This window comes from Cellulomonas massiliensis JC225 (assembly GCF_000312005.1).
GTDB lineage: Bacteria > Actinomycetota > Actinomycetes > Actinomycetales > Cellulomonadaceae > Cellulomonas > Cellulomonas massiliensis.
The window spans coordinates 1,721,378-1,737,780 of sequence record NZ_HE978588.1; the positions used below are offsets into that span (position 1 = coordinate 1,721,378).

The 16,403-nt window shown below is 76.9% G+C and carries 17 protein-coding genes; 12 read left to right on the forward strand and 5 right to left on the reverse strand.

Annotated features, from left to right (window positions below; translation table 11 throughout):
• Positions 1 to 48: 48 nt before the first annotated feature.
• The 6 genes from HGCM_RS08245 to HGCM_RS08270 all read left to right on the forward strand — a co-directional run bounded on the left by HGCM_RS08245 (position 49) and on the right by HGCM_RS08270 (position 4,759).
• Complete coding sequence (locus tag HGCM_RS08245) at positions 49 to 714, forward strand: nucleoside/nucleotide kinase family protein (protein WP_019136376.1); 666 nt, start codon at positions 49 to 51, stop codon at positions 712 to 714.
• Positions 711 to 1,907 carry an alanine racemase gene (gene alr, locus HGCM_RS17550; RefSeq protein WP_019136377.1) on the forward strand — a complete coding sequence of 399 codons (1,197 nt, stop codon included), beginning with the start codon at positions 711 to 713 and terminating at the stop codon, positions 1,905 to 1,907. The genes HGCM_RS08245 and alr overlap by 4 nt, the downstream gene beginning before the upstream one ends.
• Positions 1,904 to 2,533, forward strand: coding sequence for a tRNA (adenosine(37)-N6)-threonylcarbamoyltransferase complex ATPase subunit type 1 TsaE (tsaE, locus tag HGCM_RS08255; RefSeq protein WP_019136378.1), 630 nt, complete (start codon positions 1,904 to 1,906; stop codon positions 2,531 to 2,533). Before alr ends, tsaE begins: the two co-directional genes overlap by 4 nt.
• A gap of 4 nt (positions 2,534 to 2,537) precedes the next feature.
• Positions 2,538 to 3,350: a tRNA (adenosine(37)-N6)-threonylcarbamoyltransferase complex dimerization subunit type 1 TsaB gene (gene tsaB / locus HGCM_RS08260; RefSeq protein ID WP_019136379.1), complete on the forward strand. Its 813-nt coding sequence runs from the start codon at positions 2,538 to 2,540 to the stop codon at positions 3,348 to 3,350.
• A gap of 75 nt (positions 3,351 to 3,425) precedes the next feature.
• The gene (rimI, locus tag HGCM_RS08265; protein WP_019136380.1) at positions 3,426 to 3,905 is read left to right on the forward strand and encodes a ribosomal protein S18-alanine N-acetyltransferase; all 480 of its coding nucleotides are present in this window, start codon (positions 3,426 to 3,428) and stop codon (positions 3,903 to 3,905) included.
• Positions 3,902 to 4,759, forward strand: a complete 858-nt coding sequence (locus HGCM_RS08270; RefSeq protein ID WP_019136381.1) for a sulfurtransferase — start codon at positions 3,902 to 3,904, stop codon at positions 4,757 to 4,759. The genes rimI and HGCM_RS08270 overlap by 4 nt, the downstream gene beginning before the upstream one ends.
• Positions 4,760 to 4,794: 35 nt before the next feature.
• Here HGCM_RS08270 and HGCM_RS08275 read toward each other — a convergent pair whose 3' ends face one another.
• Positions 4,795 to 5,442 carry a malonic semialdehyde reductase gene (locus tag HGCM_RS08275; protein WP_019136382.1) on the reverse strand — a complete coding sequence of 216 codons (648 nt, stop codon included), beginning with the start codon at positions 5,440 to 5,442 and terminating at the stop codon, positions 4,795 to 4,797.
• A 96-nt stretch (positions 5,443 to 5,538) separates the two neighbouring features.
• Here HGCM_RS08275 and tsaD point away from each other — a divergent pair, with 96 nt between their 5' ends.
• The 4 genes from tsaD to HGCM_RS08295 all read left to right on the forward strand — a co-directional run bounded on the left by tsaD (position 5,539) and on the right by HGCM_RS08295 (position 10,107).
• Positions 5,539 to 6,588: a tRNA (adenosine(37)-N6)-threonylcarbamoyltransferase complex transferase subunit TsaD gene (gene tsaD, locus HGCM_RS08280; protein ID WP_019136383.1), complete on the forward strand. Its 1,050-nt coding sequence runs from the start codon at positions 5,539 to 5,541 to the stop codon at positions 6,586 to 6,588.
• An 81-nt stretch (positions 6,589 to 6,669) separates the two neighbouring features.
• Positions 6,670 to 9,204 (forward strand): PKD domain-containing protein, encoded by a 2,535-nt coding sequence (locus tag HGCM_RS18805; protein WP_019136384.1) that lies wholly within the window; start codon positions 6,670 to 6,672, stop codon positions 9,202 to 9,204.
• Positions 9,205 to 9,256: 52 nt separating this feature from the next.
• Positions 9,257 to 9,622 (forward strand): ArsR/SmtB family transcription factor, encoded by a 366-nt coding sequence (locus HGCM_RS08290; protein ID WP_026075349.1) that lies wholly within the window; start codon positions 9,257 to 9,259, stop codon positions 9,620 to 9,622.
• Complete coding sequence (locus HGCM_RS08295) at positions 9,619 to 10,107, forward strand: SRPBCC family protein (RefSeq protein WP_019136386.1); 489 nt, start codon at positions 9,619 to 9,621, stop codon at positions 10,105 to 10,107. The genes HGCM_RS08290 and HGCM_RS08295 overlap by 4 nt, the downstream gene beginning before the upstream one ends.
• A 50-nt stretch (positions 10,108 to 10,157) precedes the next feature.
• Here HGCM_RS08295 and HGCM_RS08300 read toward each other — a convergent pair whose 3' ends face one another.
• The 3 genes from HGCM_RS08300 to HGCM_RS08310 form a co-directional block, all read right to left on the reverse strand.
• Positions 10,158 to 11,306, reverse strand: coding sequence for a glutamate--cysteine ligase (locus HGCM_RS08300; RefSeq protein WP_019136387.1), 1,149 nt, complete (start codon positions 11,304 to 11,306; stop codon positions 10,158 to 10,160).
• The gene (locus HGCM_RS08305) at positions 11,306 to 12,484 is read right to left on the reverse strand and encodes a class I SAM-dependent methyltransferase (RefSeq protein ID WP_019136388.1); all 1,179 of its coding nucleotides are present in this window, start codon (positions 12,482 to 12,484) and stop codon (positions 11,306 to 11,308) included. The genes HGCM_RS08300 and HGCM_RS08305 overlap by 1 nt, the downstream gene beginning before the upstream one ends.
• Before the next feature lie 121 nt (positions 12,485 to 12,605).
• The gene (locus HGCM_RS08310) at positions 12,606 to 14,765 is read right to left on the reverse strand and encodes a RecQ family ATP-dependent DNA helicase (protein ID WP_019136389.1); all 2,160 of its coding nucleotides are present in this window, start codon (positions 14,763 to 14,765) and stop codon (positions 12,606 to 12,608) included.
• 212 nt (positions 14,766 to 14,977) lie between these two features.
• Here HGCM_RS08310 and groES point away from each other — a divergent pair, with 212 nt between their 5' ends.
• Positions 14,978 to 15,274 (forward strand): co-chaperone GroES, encoded by a 297-nt coding sequence (gene groES, locus HGCM_RS08315; RefSeq protein ID WP_019136390.1) that lies wholly within the window; start codon positions 14,978 to 14,980, stop codon positions 15,272 to 15,274.
• A 100-nt stretch (positions 15,275 to 15,374) separates the two neighbouring features.
• On the opposite strand, the gene HGCM_RS08320 is transcribed toward groES, so the two are convergent.
• Positions 15,375 to 15,671, reverse strand: a complete 297-nt coding sequence (locus HGCM_RS08320; protein ID WP_019136391.1) for a WhiB family transcriptional regulator — start codon at positions 15,669 to 15,671, stop codon at positions 15,375 to 15,377.
• Positions 15,672 to 16,080: 409 nt separating this feature from the next.
• On the opposite strand from HGCM_RS08320, the gene HGCM_RS17560 reads away from it, so the two are divergent.
• A partial coding sequence (locus tag HGCM_RS17560; RefSeq protein WP_040399023.1) for a MerR family transcriptional regulator occupies positions 16,081 to 16,403 on the forward strand: 323 nt, incomplete at its 3' end.

Consider the following 16,403-nt stretch of genomic DNA (forward strand, 5'->3'; position numbering starts at 1 on the left):
CCTCGACGTCGCGCGCGCGCTCCCGGCCACCGTCGCGGAGCTGCTGCGGTGACCCCGCAGGAGCGCGGGGCCCCGCTGCCGCCCGCCCTCGCGGCCCGGGTCGAGGCGCTGCTGGCCCCGGGCGACCGCCGGCTCCTCGGCATCGCGGGCGCGCCCGGCGCCGGCAAGTCGACCCTCGCCGCCCAGGTCGCCGCAGCCTTCCCGGGCGTCGTCGTCGTGCCCATGGACGGGTTCCACCTCGCCCAGACGGAGCTCGAGCGCCTGGGCCGCGCCGAGCGCAAGGGCGCCCCCGACACGTTCGACGCCGCGGGGTACGTGGCGCTGCTGCGGCGGCTCCGCGAGCCCGTCGCGGGCGAGACGGTCTACGCCCCCGAGTACCGCCGCGACCTGCGCAACGGCGTCGCGGGGGCGATCGCCGTGCCGGCGGCGACGGCCCTCGTCGTGACCGAGGGCAACTACCTGCTCGTCGACGAGGCGGGCTTCGGGCCCGTCGCGGCCCTGCTGGACGAGACGTGGTTCGTGGCTCCGGACGACGACACGCGCCGCGAGCGCCTCGTCGCGCGGCACGTCGCCTTCGGCAAGGCGCCCGACGCCGCGCACGCGTGGACCCACGGCCCTGACGAGCGCAACGCCGTCCTCGTCGCGGCCGGCGCGGGCCGGGCCGACGTGGTCGTCGGGCCCGACGGCGTCGCGGTGCGAGACTGGCACCCGTGAGCACGTACCCCGCCCGGGCCCTCGTCGACCTCGCCGCGATCCGCGGCAACGCCGCCGCGCTCGCCGCGCACGCGCCGACCGCCCAGGTCATGGCCGTCGTCAAGGCCGACGCCTACGGGCACGGCCTGGTCCCGTCCGCGACGGCCGCGCTGGCCGGCGGCGCGACCTGGCTCGGCGCCGCGCAGGTGCCCGAGGCCCTCGCGCTGCGCCGCGCCGGCATCGGCGCGCGCGTGCTCACGTGGCTCTACGCGCCGGGCGCGCCGCTGCGCGAGGCGGTCGAGGCGGACGTCGACCTGTCGGTCGCCGCTCCGTGGGCCCTGGACGAGGTCGTCGCCGCCGCGCGCGCCGCGGGACGGACCGCGCGCGTGCACCTCAAGGTCGACACCGGGCTGGGGCGCAACGGCCTCACGCCCCCGGACCTCGGCGAGCTCCTGCCCGCCGCGATGCGCGCCCAGGCCGAGGGGGCCGTGGAGGTCGTCGGCGTCTGGTCCCACCTCGCGTTCGCCGACGAGCCGCAGCACCCGACCGTGCGGGGCCAGGCGCGGGTGTTCGCGGACGCCGTCGCGGCGGTCGAGGCCGCCGGGGCGCACCTGGAGGTCCGGCACCTGGCGAACTCCGCCGCCACGCTCACCACGCCCGACGTGCACTACGACCTCGTCCGCCCGGGCCTGGCCGTCTACGGCCTCTCGCCGGTGCCGCAGCTCGGCGGGCCCGCCGCCTTCGGGCTCGTGCCCGCGATGACGCTCGAGGCCGAGCTCGCGACCGTCAAGCGGCTGCCGGCCGGCCACGGCGTCTCGTACGCGCACCAGTACGTCACCACCCAGGACACCTGGGTGGGGGTCGTGCCGATCGGCTACGCGGACGGGGTGCCGCGGCACGCGTCGGGCACGCAGGAGCGCCCCGGGGGACCGGTGCGCGTCGGCGGCCGGACGCTCGGCGTGGCCGGCCGCGTGTGCATGGACCAGGTCGTGGTCGACCTCGGGCCGGACGCCGGCGAGCGCGCGGGGGACCGCGTCGAGCTGTTCGGCACGGGAGCGGACGGCGGCCCCACCGCGCAGGACTGGGCCGACGCCGCCGGCACGATCTCCTACGAGATCGTCACGCGGGTCGGCGCACGCGTCCCGCGCGTGCACGTCGACTCGGCCGCCGCCGGCGAGGGTGCGCGCGTCGCGGCTGCGGGAGCGGCCCGATGACCGGCGCCGCGACCGGCACCGTGGCCGCCGCCGGCCCGGTCGAGGTCCGCCTGCCCGACGCCGACGCGACGCGCCGGTACGGCCGGGCGCTGGCCGGCGTGCTCCGCGCGGGGGACCTCGTGGTCCTCACGGGCGACCTCGGCGCCGGCAAGACGACCCTCACGCAGGGGCTGGGGGCCGGGCTGGGCGTGCGGGGCCAGGTGGCGTCGCCGACGTTCATCATCGCCCGGGAGCACCCGCCGCTGCCGCGCACCGACGGCACCACGGGCCCCGGCCTCGTGCACGTCGACGCCTACCGGCTCAGCTCGCTGGACGAGGTGGACGCGCTCGACCTCGACTCGAGCCTGGAGGAGTCCGTCACCGTCGTGGAGTGGGGCGAGGGCTGGGTCGAGGGGCTCGCCGCCGACCGGCTCGAGGTGCGACTGCAGCGGCCGCGCGGGGCGCAGGACGCGGCGCCGCACGACGACGCGGACGCGCTGGACGCGGCCGCGGGGGAGCGCGTCGTCACGGTCGCGGGGGTCGGCCCCCGGTGGGCGGGCGTCGCCCTGCCGGCCGAGCCCGGCGAGGCACCCGACGGCGATCAGGCCGACCGCCCGCGAGGCGTGCCCGACGGCGTGGCAGGCTGACGCCGTGCCCGTCCTCGCCCTCGACACCTCCGCCGGCGTCGCCGTCGCCGTCACCGACGACGCGGGAGCGCCGCTCGCCACCCGCCACGTCGACCAGCAGCGCCACCACGCAGAGCTGCTCGCCCCGCTCGTCCAGGAGGCGCTCGCGGACGCGGGCGTCGACCGTCGCGACCTGACGCGGGTCGTCGCGGGCACCGGGCCCGCGCCGTTCACCGGGCTGCGGGTCGGCCTCGTCACCGCCCGCACCCTCGCCCTCGCGATCGGCGTGCCCGCGCTCGGCGTGCCCGGCCTCGACGCCGTCGCGGCGCGCGCGTCCCGCGTCCTGCCCGTCGGCGACGGCGCGTCCCTCGACCTGCTCGTGGCGACGGACGCGCGGCGGCGCGAGGTCTACTGGTCCGTCTACCGCCTCGTCGGGCCGGGCGAGCTCGAGGTCGTCGTGCCGCCGCAGGTCGGCCCTGCCGGGGCCGTCGCGCAGGACGCACGGGCGGCGGGCGCGCTCGCCGTGGGCCGTGGGGTGCTGCTCCACCCGGAGCTCGCGACGCCGCAGGTCGGCCCCGCGCCCGTCCCGCCCGTCGTGCCGGTCGAGCCGTCCGGCCCCGCCGCCGCCGTCGTGCCGCTCGGCGCCGTCCCCGGCGCGGGTCCGGGCGCGACGGTGCTCCCGGACCTGGCGGCCGCCGGGCTCCTCGACCCGGACCCGGTCGAGCTCGCCCGGCTCTCGCTCGCGCGCCCGCTCGACGCGCAGCCGACGACCCCGCTGTACCTGCGCCGGCCCGACGCCGTCCCCACCACCGGCGCGAAGCGCGTCACGGGGCCGTGAGCGGTCGGGTTCCGCGGGCGACCGGCGGGGCTCCGGACGTCGGCGAGGCCGTGGTCCGGCCCGGTTCGTGCTGGGATGGGGTCCGTGACTGCTGACATCGACGACGCCGCCACGTTCCCGCTGCGCCCCCTGACGGTCGACGACGTGCCGGACATGGCGCGGATGGAGGTCGAGCTCTTCGGGGGCATCGCCTGGTCCGCCGAGACGCTCGTGGACGAGATCACCGGGCCCGGGCGCTGGTACGTCGGCGCGTACGACGCCGACCGTCTCGTCGGCTACGCCGGCGTGTGGTTCGACGGGTACGACGCCCAGGTGATGACGATCGCCACCGACACGCCGTACCAGAACCGCGGCATCGGCCGGCTGCTGCTCGGCGCGCTCATGGCGCACGCCCGCGAGGTCGAGGCCGACGCGGTGCTGCTGGAGGTGCGCGTGGACAACGCGCCCGCGCTGCACCTGTACGAGAGCTGCGGGTTCGAGCAGATCGGCGTGCGGCACGGCTACTACCAGCCCGAGAACGTCGACGCCTGGACGATGCGCAAGGCGCTCGTGTGACCCCGGACGCCCCGCAGGACGCGCTGCGCGCCGGGGTCCTGGTCGACCCGGTCGCGCTCGCCGCCGAGCTCGCCGGCGACGAGGCGCCGGTGCTGCTGGACGTCCGCTGGGCGCTCGGCCGCGCCGACGGCCACGAACGGTACCTCGACGAGCACCTGCCCGGCGCGGTCTACGTCGACCTGGAGCGCGAGCTCGCGGCGCCTGCGAGCCCCGAGCGCGGCCGCCACCCGCTCCCGGACGTGGCCGCCCTCGAGGCGGCGGCCCGGCGCTGGGGCGTGCGCGAGGGCGGCCGGGTCGTCGCGTACGACGACGTCGGCGGCACGTCCGCGGCGCGCGCGTGGTGGCTGCTGCGCTGGGCCGGCCTGCGCGACGTGCGGCTGCTCGACGGCGGGCTCGCCGCGTGGCGCGACCGCGGGCTCGCGCTCGAGGCCGGCGTCGTGGTGCCGGAGCCGGGCGACGTCGTCCTGGCGCCCGGGTCGCTGCCGACCACCGACGCCGACGGCGTCGCCGCCTGGAGCGGCGTGGTGCTCGACGCCCGGGCGCCCGAGCGGTTCGCGGGGGAGACCGAGCCCGTCGACCCGCGGGCGGGCCACGTGCCGGGGGCGCTCAGCGCGCCGACCGCCGGCAACCTCGGGTCCGACGGCGCCTTCCTGCCCGCGCCGGTGCTGCGGGACCGGTACGCCGCGCTCGGCGCCACGGGCGGGCGCCCGGTCGCCGTCTACTGCGGCTCGGGCGTGACCGCCGCGCACGACGTCGCGGCGCTCGCGTCGATCGGCGTCGACGCCGTGCTCTACCCGGGCTCGTGGTCCCAGTGGTCGCACGACCCGTCGCGGCCGGTGGCGACGGGCCGCTGACGGCCCGCCGCCACCGGGCGGCGGCGGTGCGGCGCTCAGACGGTGAGCGACGCCTGCCCGTAGTCGAGGCGCGCGGCGCGCGGGTACGTGGTCCCCTCGCCGTCACGGTGACCCACGTTGACGACGAACAGGCTCCTCCAGCCGTTGTCCGCGAAGAACTCGCCGTCGATGCCGTCGGCGTCCATGCCGCCCATCGGTCCGGCGTCGAGCCCGGCCGCCCGCAGGCCGACGACGAGGTAGCCGGCCTGGATGAGGGCGTTCGTGCGGGCCATCTGCTCGCGCGTCTCCGGCTGGGCGTCCAGCATCGGGACCATCTCGGCCCGGTGCGGCGCGAGCGTCGGCAGGTGGTCGTGGAAGCGGGGGTCGGCCGCGAGGACGATCGAGACGGGCGCGTCCAGGACGCGCTGGCGGTTGCCCTCGGCCATGTGCCGGGCGAGGCGGGCGCGGGCCTCCGGGGTGCGCACGACGAGGAGGCGCAGCGGCACGATGTTCATCGCCGTGGGGCCCCACTTGACGAGGTCGTACACGGCCTCGAGCTGCTCGTCGGTCACGTCCTCGGGAGTGAAGGCGCCGATGGTGCGGGCCTGACGGAACAGCAGGTCCGCGACGTCGTCGGGCACGGCGAGGCCGGGCGTCGGGAAGTCGAGGCCGTCGAGCACGGTGGTGTCAGTCGTCATGATCATTGAAACGTCAACCAGTTGGCCGTATGCCCGGCCCGCGGGTGAGTCGCGTCACAGGCCGCGACGGGGCCTTGCCCCGCGGCACCTATCCTGGTCGGCGTGCCGGACACCGCTGCGCCCCTCGTGCTGGGCATCGAGACCTCGTGCGACGAGACGGGCGTCGCGCTCGTGCGGGGGTACGACCTGCTCGTCGACTCCGTGGCCAGCTCGGTGGACGAGCACGCGCGGTTCGGCGGGATCATCCCCGAGATCGCGTCGCGCGCCCACCTCGAGGCGATGGTCCCGACGATCGAGCGCGCGCTCGCGACGGCCGAGGTCGAGCTGTCCGACGTCGACGCGATCGCGGTCACCGCGGGCCCCGGGCTCGTCGGGCCGCTCACCGTGGGGGCGGCGGCGGCCAAGTCCCTCGCGATCGGGCTGGGCAAGCCGCTGTACGGCGTCAACCACGTGATCGGGCACGCGGTCGTGGACGAGCTCGTCGACGGGCCGTTCCCCGAGCGGGTCATGGCGCTCGTCGTCTCGGGCGGGCACTCGTCGCTGCTCCTCGTCGACGACACCGTGAACGTCACGGAGCTCGGCTCCACGCTCGACGACGCGGCGGGCGAGGCCTTCGACAAGGTCGGCCGGCTCCTGGGCCTGCCGTACCCCGGCGGCCCGCACATCGACCGGCTCGCGCGCGAGGGCGATCCGGAGGCGATCCGGTTCCCTCGCGGCCTCACCGCGCCGAAGGACCAGGCGCGCCACGCCACCGACTTCTCCTTCTCGGGGCTCAAGACCGCGGTCGCCCGCTGGGTCGAGGCGCGCCAGGACGCGGGGCAGGAGATCCCGCTGCCGGACGTCGCGGCGTCGTTCGCGGCGGCGGTCGCGGACGTGCTGACGGCGAAGAGCATCGCCGCCTGCCGTGCGCACGGCGTGAGCACGCTCGTCGTCGGCGGCGGCTTCTCCGCGAACTCGCAGCTGCGCGAGCTGGCGGCGCAGCGCTGCGCGGAGGCCGGCATCGAGCTGCGGATCCCGCCGATCCGGTACTGCACCGACAACGGCGCGATGATCGCGGCGCTGGGCTCGGCGGTCGTGCGGCGCGGCCTCCCGCCGTCGTCGCTGGACCTCGGCGTCGACTCCTCCATGCCGCTGACGCAGGTGCTCGTCTAGCCGACCACCGTGCCCCTTTTGGGGTGTCTTGACACGGTTTGCCGCGAGCGGTGCACTCGGAGGTACCCCCGAGGAGGCGCCATGCTCCGGTCGCTCGCCCGTGCGCTCGTCCCGTCCCTCGCGCTGGCGGCCCTCGTGGCCGCGGGCGCCGCGCCCGCGGCGGGAGCGGACGGCGACCCGCCGGCTCCCTTCACGCTCGTCGTCCTGCCCGACACGCAGGGGTACACGAGCGCGACGGCCAACGCGCCGACGTTCACCCGGCAGACCCAGTGGGTCGTCGACCACCGTGACGAGCTCGGCGTCGCGTTCGTCGCCCAGGTCGGCGACCTCGTCGGGATCGAGACCCTGCCGGTGCAGTGGCAGCGCGCGTCGGCGTCGATGGCGGTGCTCGACGCCGCCGGCGTGCCCAGCACCGCCGCCGTCGGCAACCACGACATGGACCTGAGCGACGGGTCGCTGGAGGCGTACCAGCAGCACTTCCCCGTGAGCCGCTACGCCGGCGCCGCGTGGACGCCGGCGACCGCCCGGTACGGCGGCTACCTCGGCGACGGCCGGCTCGGCGCCGACCCCGTCGACCGGCAGAACGCCGACAGCTACGCCCTGTTCAGCGCGGGCGGCATGGACTTCCTCGTCCTGACGCTCGAGTACGCGCCGTCCGACGACGCCGTCGCCTGGGCGCGCCGGGTGCTCGCCGCCCACCCCGACCGCCGCGCCATCCTCGTGACGCACAGCTACCTCACGGTCGACGGCGCGCTCACCACGCAGGTGCTGCGGGCCGACGGCGGCAACGCCGGGCGCGACCTGTGGACGACGCTCGTGCAGCCCTCGTGCTCCGTGTTCCTCGTCGTGGCGGGCCACTCCCACGGCGAGTCGCGCCGCACCGACACGAACGCGTGCGGCGACCCCGTCGTCGCCGTCATGGCGGACTTCCAGGAGCGCCCCGGCGGCGGGGACGGCTGGCTGCGCACGTACCGGTTCGACCCGGCCGCCGACACCGTCACCGCCGCGACGTACTCGCCGACGCTCGACCGGTTCGAGACGGACGCCGACAGCGCGTTCACGTTCCGCTACGACATGGGCGGCGGGAGCACGCCGCCCCCGACCCCGACCGTGCTCGCCGAGGACGCGTTCGCCCGGACGACGAGCGCGGGGTGGGGCACCGCGCCGACGGGCGGACCCTGGGCGACGGCCGGCGGAGCGACGCGGGCGACGGTGTCCGGCGGCGTGGGGCGTCACGTGCTCGGCGGCGGCGTCACGGTGTCGTCCACCCTCGGCGGGTGGCAGTCCGCCTCGACGGACGTCACGACGACGCTCGCGCTCGACCGCGTGCCCGACCAGCCCGTCTACCTGACCCTGCTGGGCCGCAGCTCGGCGGCCGGCGGCTACGGGGCGCGCGTCAAGGTCCTGCCGGGCGGGGCGGTCCAGCTGCACGCGACGCGGTCGGACGCCGTGCTCGCGGGCGGGACGCTGCCCGGGGTCGTGCTCGCGCCGGGCGCGCGGCTGCACGTGCGCCAGCAGGTCGAGGGCGTCTCGCCGACGCGCGTGCGGGTGCGGGCGTGGCTCGACGGGGCGCCCGAGCCGACCGCGTGGCAGCAGTCCGTGACCGACGCGACCGCGGCCCTGCAGGCCCCGGGCGGTCTGCGCCTGTCGTCGTACCTGTCCGCGTCCGCCACCGGCGGCGCCGTCGTGGTGGCCTACGACGACCTGCTGGCGGTCCCGGTCGGGACGCAGCCGCCACCTCCGCCGGCCAACCTCCCCCCGACCGCGGCGTTCGGCTCCGTGGCCGACGGGCTGGCCGTGACCGTCGACGCCTCGCCGTCCAGCGACGGGGACGGCTCGGTCGTGTCCCGCACCTGGACGTTCGGGGACGGGGCGAGCGGGTCGGGCGTCACCGCGACGCACACCTACGCCGCGGGCGGGACGTACGACGTGACGCTCACGGTGACGGACGACGACGGTGCGAGCGCGCAGACGACCCGGCAGGTGACGGTCGCCGCGCCGCCGCCGACCGGCGTGCTCGCGCAGGACGCGTTCGCGCGCACGGTCGCCGCCGGGTGGGGCACGGCGCCGACCGGCGGGACGTGGACGGCGTCGGCGACCTCGCGCCTGGCGGTCGCGGACGGCGTCGGACGCATGACCGTCCCGCCGGGGCAGGTCGTGGACGCCGGGCTCCCGCTCGCCTCCTCGGCCACGGACCTGACGGCGCGCGTGCGGTTCGTGGCCCGCCCGGCCGCGACCGTGCACCTGACGACCTCGGCGCGGGTGGTCGGGTCGCAGGACTACGGCGCGCTCGTGAAGGTCTACGCGAACGGGTCCGTGCAGCTGTACACGACCCGGACGGGTGCGGCGACGGCGGGCGGAGTGGTCGCCGGGCTGACCGTCGACGCCGGCACGGTGCTGCAGGTCCGGGCGCGGGCCGTGGGCACGTCCCCGACGACGGTGCAGGCCAAGGTGTGGGCCGTGGGCGCGCCCGAGCCCGCGGCGTGGCTGACGGCCACGGACGGCACGGCGGTGCTGCAGCAGCCGGGCGGCATCCGGCTGCGCGCGTACCTCAGCTCCGGCGCACCGGCCGCCCTCGCGCTGCCGTGGGACGACGTGCTCGCGACGGCGCCGTGACCGCGGCGCGGGCTCTTGCCCGCCCCGGCGGGCCCGCGTAACGTACAACCACATGGTTGTAGATCAGGACCGGCGGACCGCGCTCGACCCGGACGAGGTCGACCGCGTGTTCGCCGCCCTGGCCGACGCGACCCGGCGCGACATCCTCGTGCGGGTGCTGCACGAGGAGCAGTCCGTCTCGGCGCTCGCGCGCCGGTACGACATGAGCTTCGCCGCCGTCCAGAAGCACGTCGCGGTGCTCGCACGCGCCGCCCTCGTGCACAAGCGCAAGCAGGGGCGCGAGCAGATCGTGAGCGGGGACGTCGAGACCGTCAGGGCCGCCGGGCGGCTGCTGGACGCGCTCGAGGAGGTCTGGCGCGGGCGCGTCGACCGCATCGCCGAGCTGCTCGCCCTCGACCCGGAGGAGGACCGGACATGACCGTGACCAGCGTCGTCAAGGACGTCGACAGGCTCGAGCTGCGGCTCGTGTGCGACTTCGAGGCCGCGCCCGATCGGGTGTGGCAGGTGTGGGCCGACCCGCGCCGGCTCGAGCGCTGGTGGGGGCCGCCCGAGTGGCCGGCGACGTTCCTGGACCACGACCTGCGCACCGGCGGCCGCGCGCGCTACGTGATGACGGGCCCCGACGGCACGAAGGCGGGCGGCTGGTGGCGGTTCACGGCGGTCGACGCCCCGAGGACGATCGAGCTCGAGGACGGCTTCGCCGACGACTCGGGCGAGCCGGACGACTCGCTGCCCGTCGCGCACGTCCGGGTCACGCTCGAGGACGCCGGGGCCGGCACGCGGATGACCGTCGTGACCCGCTACCCGACGCTCGACGAGCTCGAGAAGGTCGTGGCGATGGGCATGGTCGAGGGTATGACCCTCGCGGCGGGCCAGATCGACGCCGTCCTCGCCGACCTCTGACGCCGGGCCGCCGGGCCCGGGTCGCCTGCGGGCGTGCCCGGGCCCCTGCGTCAGAGCGGGCGCCCCGCCCGCATCTCGGCGACCAGGGCCCGCACGACCGCGTCGAGCTCGCCCGCGTGACGCCGGGCCACGGCGCGCTGGCGCTGGTAGGACGCGCCTCGTCGCAGCACGACGCGGACCTGCTCGAGCTCCTCGGAGCAGCCGAGCCGCTCGGCGACCGGCGCCAGCTCGTGCAGCCACCGGCCGACCGAGTCCGTGACGAGCTCCTCGTCGCCCGCGGCGTTCGTGATGATGATGGCGTCCATGCCGTAGCGCGCGGAGCGCCACTTGTTCTCCTGGACGTACCACGGCGGCAGCGTCGGCACCGCCTCGCCGCGGTCGAGCATCGACGAGAAGTGCTCGACGAAGCAGTGCGTGAGCGCCGAGATCGCCGTGACCTCGAGCAGGTTCGAGGCGCCGTCGGCGACGCGCATCTCGAGGGTGCCGAAGCGCGGGGCCGGGCGGATGTCCCACCGCACCTCGTCGAACTGGTCGATGACGCCGGTGTGCAGCAGGTCGCCGACGTACTGCTCGAGCTGACCCCACTCCTCGAACTGGAACGGGAGCCCCGCGGTCGGGAGCTGCTGGAACAGCAGCGCGCGGTTGGACGCGTACCCGGTGTCCCGGCCGCCCCAGAAGGGCGAGGACGCGGACAGCGACTGCAGGTGCGCGAACACCGTGAGCATCGCGCGCGCGAGCGGCAGGACCTTCGCCCGGTCCTCGATGCCGACGTGCACGTGCACGCCGTAGATGAGCATCTGCCGGCCCCACCACTGCGTGCGGTCGATGAGCGTCGCGTACCGCTGCTTGTCGGTGATCTTCTGGTGCGCCCAGCTCGCGAACGGGTGCGTGCCGCCGCCCATCAGCTCGATGCGCAGGGGCTCGGCCGCGGCGGCGACCTCGTCCATGCCGCCGCGCAGGTGCTCGGCCGCCTCGCCGACGGTGCGGCACTTGCCCGACGACACCTCGACGGTGTTGAGCAGCAGCTCGCCGGTGACGTTCCACGGGCGCGGCTCGGCGCGCCGGCCGATCGTCTCGAACACCGCCTCGGCCGCCTGCCGCAGGTCGCCCGAGTCGCGGTCGACGAGCGCGACCTCCCACTCCAGCCCGACGGTCGACCGCTCGGACCGCGCGAAGTCGAGCCGGGCGGGCGCGGCCATCAGACCGGGTCCACGACGAGGACCTGCTGCTGACCCGCGACGCGCGTCAGCACGAGCGTCGCCTCGCCCTCGCCGCGCAGGTCGAGCTGCTTGCGCAGCTGCTCCGGGACCACCGCCGTCCCGCGCTTCTTGATCGTCACCCGCCCGACGCCGCGCTCGCGCAGGTACGTGCGCAGCCGCTTGAGGCCGAAGGGCAGCGTGTCGAGGACGCGGTACGCGGTCGCGAACGGCGTCGGGGTCAGCGCGTCGGACGTCACGTAGGCGATCGTCGCGTCCACGAGGCGTCCGCGCACCCGCTCGGCGACGTCGCCGACGAGACCGGCGCGGATGACGGCGCCGTCGGGCTCGTACAGGTAGGCGCCGACGGGCCCGGTGCCCGGGGCGTGCGGCCCGTCCGGCCCGGCGAGCAGCGTGTGCGCCTGCCCGCCGCGCAGGAGGAGCGCCGAGCGGCCCGGGCCCTCGGGCGCCAGGGGGCCGAACCACAGGCCGAGCTCGACGACGTCGCCCTCGACCGACACCCACTGCGCGTGCGCGTCCGGCGGGAGGGCCGCGTGCGGGACCCCCGGGCCGAGCTTCAGCCCGAGCGGGCGCCGCTCGCGCAGCGCCAGCACGGCGTCGAGGGGCGGCGCGTACGCCGCGGGGTCGTGCACCCGCGAGCCTCGGCTCGTGCGCCGTGCCGGGTCGGCGTAGACGCCGTCGACCTCGTCGAGGTCGAGCGTGAGGCCGTCGAGGTGGCGGACCTGCGCCTCCGGGAAGTGCCGGAGGTTGACGGTCGCGATCGCCGCGGTCGCCTCGTCCAGCTCGCACGCGACGACGCCCAGCCCGACGCCCGCGAAGGCCATCGCGTCCGCGCCGATGCCGCACGTGAGGTCGGCGACCCGGGCCAGCCCCGCGTCCCGGTACCGGCGCGCGTGGTGCGCGGCGACCTCCAGGCGCGTGGCCTGCTCCAGGCCCGCCGACGTGAACAGCATCCCCGAGGCGAAGTCGCCGAACTTCGGCACGGCGCGGGCGCGCAGGCGCGACTGCGTCAGCGCGGCGGCGACGAGCGTCGGGTCGACGCCCTCGGCGCGCAGCCGCTCGGACAGCGCCATCGCCAGCCGCTCCTCGTACGGCGGCAGGGCCTGCAGCAGCGCCCAGCCGTCGGGGCTGAGCAGCGCGGTGAGCCCGGCGGCGTCCATGCGTCGATCCTTGCACGGTGGTGCCGGCGTCCCGCGCGGGGCGTCCGCGTCGTGGGCGTCGGGGTCGTGGCGCCGCGTCCTGGCTGCCGGTCGTGGGTCGGGGCGTCGGTGCGGGGGCGCCTCAGCCCGCCACCGCGAGCGTGAACGGCAGCACGGCCGGGGCGCCGGCCAGCCGCAGGGCGCGCGCCGCCACCGTCAGCGTCCACCGCGAGTCCGCCAGGTCGTCGACGAGGAGGACCGGTCCGCCGTCGCGCAGACGGGCCGCGACCGCGGGCGGCACCGCGAACCGGTCCCAGACGCCCGCGAGCCGGAAGGCGCTGTTGCCGCCCGCCTCACCGGTCGGCCCGTCGCCGACCGGCTCGAGCGTGCCGAGGTCGTCCAGCCGGCCGAGACGCGCGAGCGCCGCCGCCACCGAGCCGACGAGCCGCGGGTGCGACCGGGACGGGACGGCGACCACCGCGGTCGGGCGCTGCTGCCAGCCCCAGTCGCGCAGCACCGCGACGCACGCCTCGACGAGCTCGGGCGACGCCGGCGCGTCGGCGCGCAGGAGGTCGCGCAGGCGGGCGCCCCAGCCCAGGTCGGTGAGCCGGGCGAGGGCCCGGCCGGGCTCGGCCTGCTCGGTCGCGGGGATGCGGCCGGCGACCGGGACGCCGAGCCGGTCCATGGCCGTGGGCCACAGCGCGCGCGGCTCCAGCTCGACGCCCGCGCGGCGCAGCCGCTCGTGCGTGAGGTTCACCGCGGCGTCGGGGACCGTCGTGTCCACCCACGGCCCCGCGCAGCGGTCGCAGCGCCCGCAGGGCGCGGCCGTCCCGTCGTCCAGCGACTCCTGCAGGAACGCCATCCGGCAGCCCTCGGTCCGCTCGTAGGCCAGCATGAGCCGCTGCTCGCGCTCGCGGGCCTCGGCGACGCGCGCGTACCGCTGCGCGTCGTACGTCCACGGCTCGCCCGTCGCGGTCCAGCCGCCCTGCACCCGGCGCACCGCACCGTCGACGTCGAGGACCTTGAGCAGCAGCTCGAGGCGGGTGCGCCGGACGTCGACCACGGACTCCAGCGCCGCGGTCGACATCGGCCGGCCCGCCCCGGCGAGGGCGCGCAGGACCGCGTCGGCCTGCTCCTGGCGCGGCATCGACGCCGAGGCGAAGTACCGCCAGATCTCCTCGTCCTCGGGCCCGGGCAGGAGCAGCACGTCGGCGCGCTCCGTCGCGCGGCCCGCGCGCCCGACCTGCTGGTAGTACGCGACGGGCGACGACGGCGCGCCCAGGTGCACGACGAAGCCGAGGTCGGGCTTGTCGAAGCCCATGCCGAGCGCGCTGGTGGCGACGAGGGCCTTGACGCGGTCGTCCCGCAGGGCGCCCTCCAGCTCCTCCCGGTCGGCCGCGTCCGTGCGGCCCGTGTAGGCGCGCACGTCGTGCCCGGCCGCCCGGAGGGCCTCGGCGACGTCGTGCGCCGCCGCGACGGTCAGCGCGTACACGATGCCGCTGCCCGGCAGGTCGCCCAGGTGGGCGACGAGCCACGCCACGCGCTGCTCCGGCGCCGCCGAGGGCAGGACGCCGAGCCGCAGCGAGTCCCGCGCGAGCGGGCCGCGCAGCGTCAGGACGTCGTGCCCGCGGCCCTCGCGCGAGACCTCCAGCTGCTCCGCCACGTCGGCGACGACCCGCGCGTTGGCGGTCGCGGTGGTGGCGAGGACGGGCGTGCGCTCGGGCAGCGTCGCGAGCAGGTCGCGGATCCGGCGGTAGTCCGGCCGGAAGTCGTGGCCCCAGTCGCTCACGCAGTGCGCCTCGTCGACGACGAGGAGCCCGCAGCGGCGTGCCAGGTCGGGCAGCTGCTCGTCCCGGAAGCGCGGGTTGTTGAGCCGCTCCGGGCTGACGAGCAGCACGTCCACCGCGTCGTCGGCGAGCGCCTGCGCGACGTCGGACCACTCCTGCGCGTTCGCCGAGTTCATCGTGACGGCCCGGATGCCGGCGCGGGCGGCGGCGGCGACCTGGTCGCGCATGAGGGCGAGCAGCGGCGAGACGATCACCGTCGGCCCCGCGCCCTGCGCGCGGCGCAGCGCGGTGGAGACGAAGTAGACGGCCGACTTGCCCCACCCGGTGCGCTGCACGACGAGCACCCGGCGGCGCTCGTCCACCAGGGCGCGCACCGCCTCGAGCTGACCGTCGCGGAAGTCGGCGTCCGGCCGGCCGACGAGACGACGCAGGGCCTCGCGGGCGCTGGTGGCCAGCGGGTCGGCGACGCCCGGGTCGGACGGCGGCACGACGGCGGGGGAGTCAGGGGCGGGCACGTCGCCACGGTACGGGGGCGGGCCCACAGCCGCGGGCCCGGGGCGCGCGAGGTTGGCACTCGCCTTGACCGAGTGCTAACCCGTTCCTAGAGTGAGGAGCTGGCACTCCCCCCGTGGGTGTGCCAACGCGCACCACGGCCCGGCACCCGCGACGACGGCGCCCGGTGCGGCTCGGACATTCGAACGACTCACATGCGAAGGGGAGGTCCGCAGTGTCGGTCTCCATCAAGCCCCTCGAGGACCGGATCGTCGTCAAGCCGCTCGACGCGGAGACGACGACGGCATCGGGTCTCGTCATCCCCGACAGCGCCAAGGAGAAGCCCCAGGAGGGCGAGGTCCTGTCGGTCGGCCCCGGTCGGATCGACGACAAGGGCAACCGCGTGCCGCTCGACGTGGCCGTCGGTGACAAGGTCATCTACTCGAAGTACGGCGGCACCGAGGTGAAGTACGCCGGCGAGGAGTACCTCATCCTCTCCGCCCGCGACGTGCTCGCGGTCGTCGTCAAGTGAGCTGACGCGCTCGACGCGCACGAAGGCCCCCTCCGTCCGGAGGGGGCCTTCGTCGTGCTGGGGGAGACCTCGCCGCGGGCGCCGTGGCGCCGGCGAGGCGTCAGGCCGTGGTGCGTGCGCGGCCGCGGGACGCGAGCACCGCCTGGCGCTCGTCCTCGGACAGGCCGCCCCACACGCCGTAGGGCTCGCGCACCGCGAGCGACTGCTCACGGCACTCGTTGATGACGGGGCAGGTGGCGCAGATGGCCTTGGCGGCCTCGGCGCGCCGCCGCCGGGCGGACCCGCGCTCACCCTCCGGGTGGAAGAACAGGTCCTGGTCGGCGTCGCGGCAGGCGCCCTCGAACTGCCACTCCCACAGGTCCATCACCGGGCCGGGCAGTCGCGAGATCTCAGCCATGAGGTCCTCCTGTCTCGTCGGCGGCGGCGTCAGCCGTGCGCCGGAAGCGTCGTCGTCCCCACGGGGCGCCGGGCGGGAGCCCGTTCGCCGTGGTGATGTGGCGTCACGCTACAACCGCGCCAGAAGTTGTTCAAGACCCCTTCGGAAACTGGTCAGCGTGGCGCGATCGGGGCTGGACTCGCTGGTGGCGGGCGTGCAACGATGCCGTGGCCACCGCTGTCCGGCGCCATCCGTCACACCCCTCGCCGTGCGCGCACCGCGCGCGTGCGGCCCCGACGGCCGGACGGCTCCCGCACCGGCGCCGCGGGCCCACGGGCACCGCGGGGGCGCACGACGACGAGCGAGCAGGACCACGAACGACGAGACCACGACCGACGTCGCCGCACAGCGCGCCGCCACGGACGGCGACGTGCTCACGCGGGCGACGACCGCGACGAGCAGCGAGCGCCCCGACGACGTGAACCCGACCCCGCCCTCCGACGAGGCCGACGCCGACGAGCGCGCCGGGCAGCCCGCGCTCACCGTGGCCGCGGTCGCGCGGCGCCTCGGGGTCGCCCCGGCGACGCTGCGCACGTGGGACCGCCGGTACGGCCTCGGCCCCGGCGTGCACGCCGCGGGGTCGCACCGGCGGTACAGCGCGGCCGACGTGGACCGCCTGCTCGTCATGCGCCGGCTCACGCTCGACGGCGTGGCGCCCGGCGACGCCGCCCGGCTGGCGCTGGCCGGGTCCGG

Bases quoted from the DNA above. Each gene is read 5' to 3' on its own strand.
- rimI (WP_019136380.1), top strand. From the start codon at position 3,426: ATGGGGTCCGTGACTGCTGACATCGACGACGCCGCCACGTTCCCGCTG.
- HGCM_RS08305 (WP_019136388.1), bottom strand. From the start codon at position 12,484: ATGGACGCCGCCGGGCTCACCGCGCTGCTCAGCCCCGACGGCTGGGCG.
- HGCM_RS08290 (WP_026075349.1), top strand. From the start codon at position 9,257: ATGGTTGTAGATCAGGACCGGCGGACCGCGCTCGACCCGGACGAGGTC.
- HGCM_RS08300 (WP_019136387.1), bottom strand. From the start codon at position 11,306: ATGGCCGCGCCCGCCCGGCTCGACTTCGCGCGGTCCGAGCGGTCGACC.
- HGCM_RS08275 (WP_019136382.1), bottom strand. From the start codon at position 5,442: ATGATCATGACGACTGACACCACCGTGCTCGACGGCCTCGACTTCCCG.
- HGCM_RS18805 (WP_019136384.1), top strand. From the start codon at position 6,670: ATGCTCCGGTCGCTCGCCCGTGCGCTCGTCCCGTCCCTCGCGCTGGCG.
- HGCM_RS08295 (WP_019136386.1), top strand. From the start codon at position 9,619: ATGACCGTGACCAGCGTCGTCAAGGACGTCGACAGGCTCGAGCTGCGG.
- tsaE (WP_019136378.1), top strand. From the start codon at position 1,904: ATGACCGGCGCCGCGACCGGCACCGTGGCCGCCGCCGGCCCGGTCGAG.
- HGCM_RS08320 (WP_019136391.1), bottom strand. From the start codon at position 15,671: ATGGCTGAGATCTCGCGACTGCCCGGCCCGGTGATGGACCTGTGGGAG.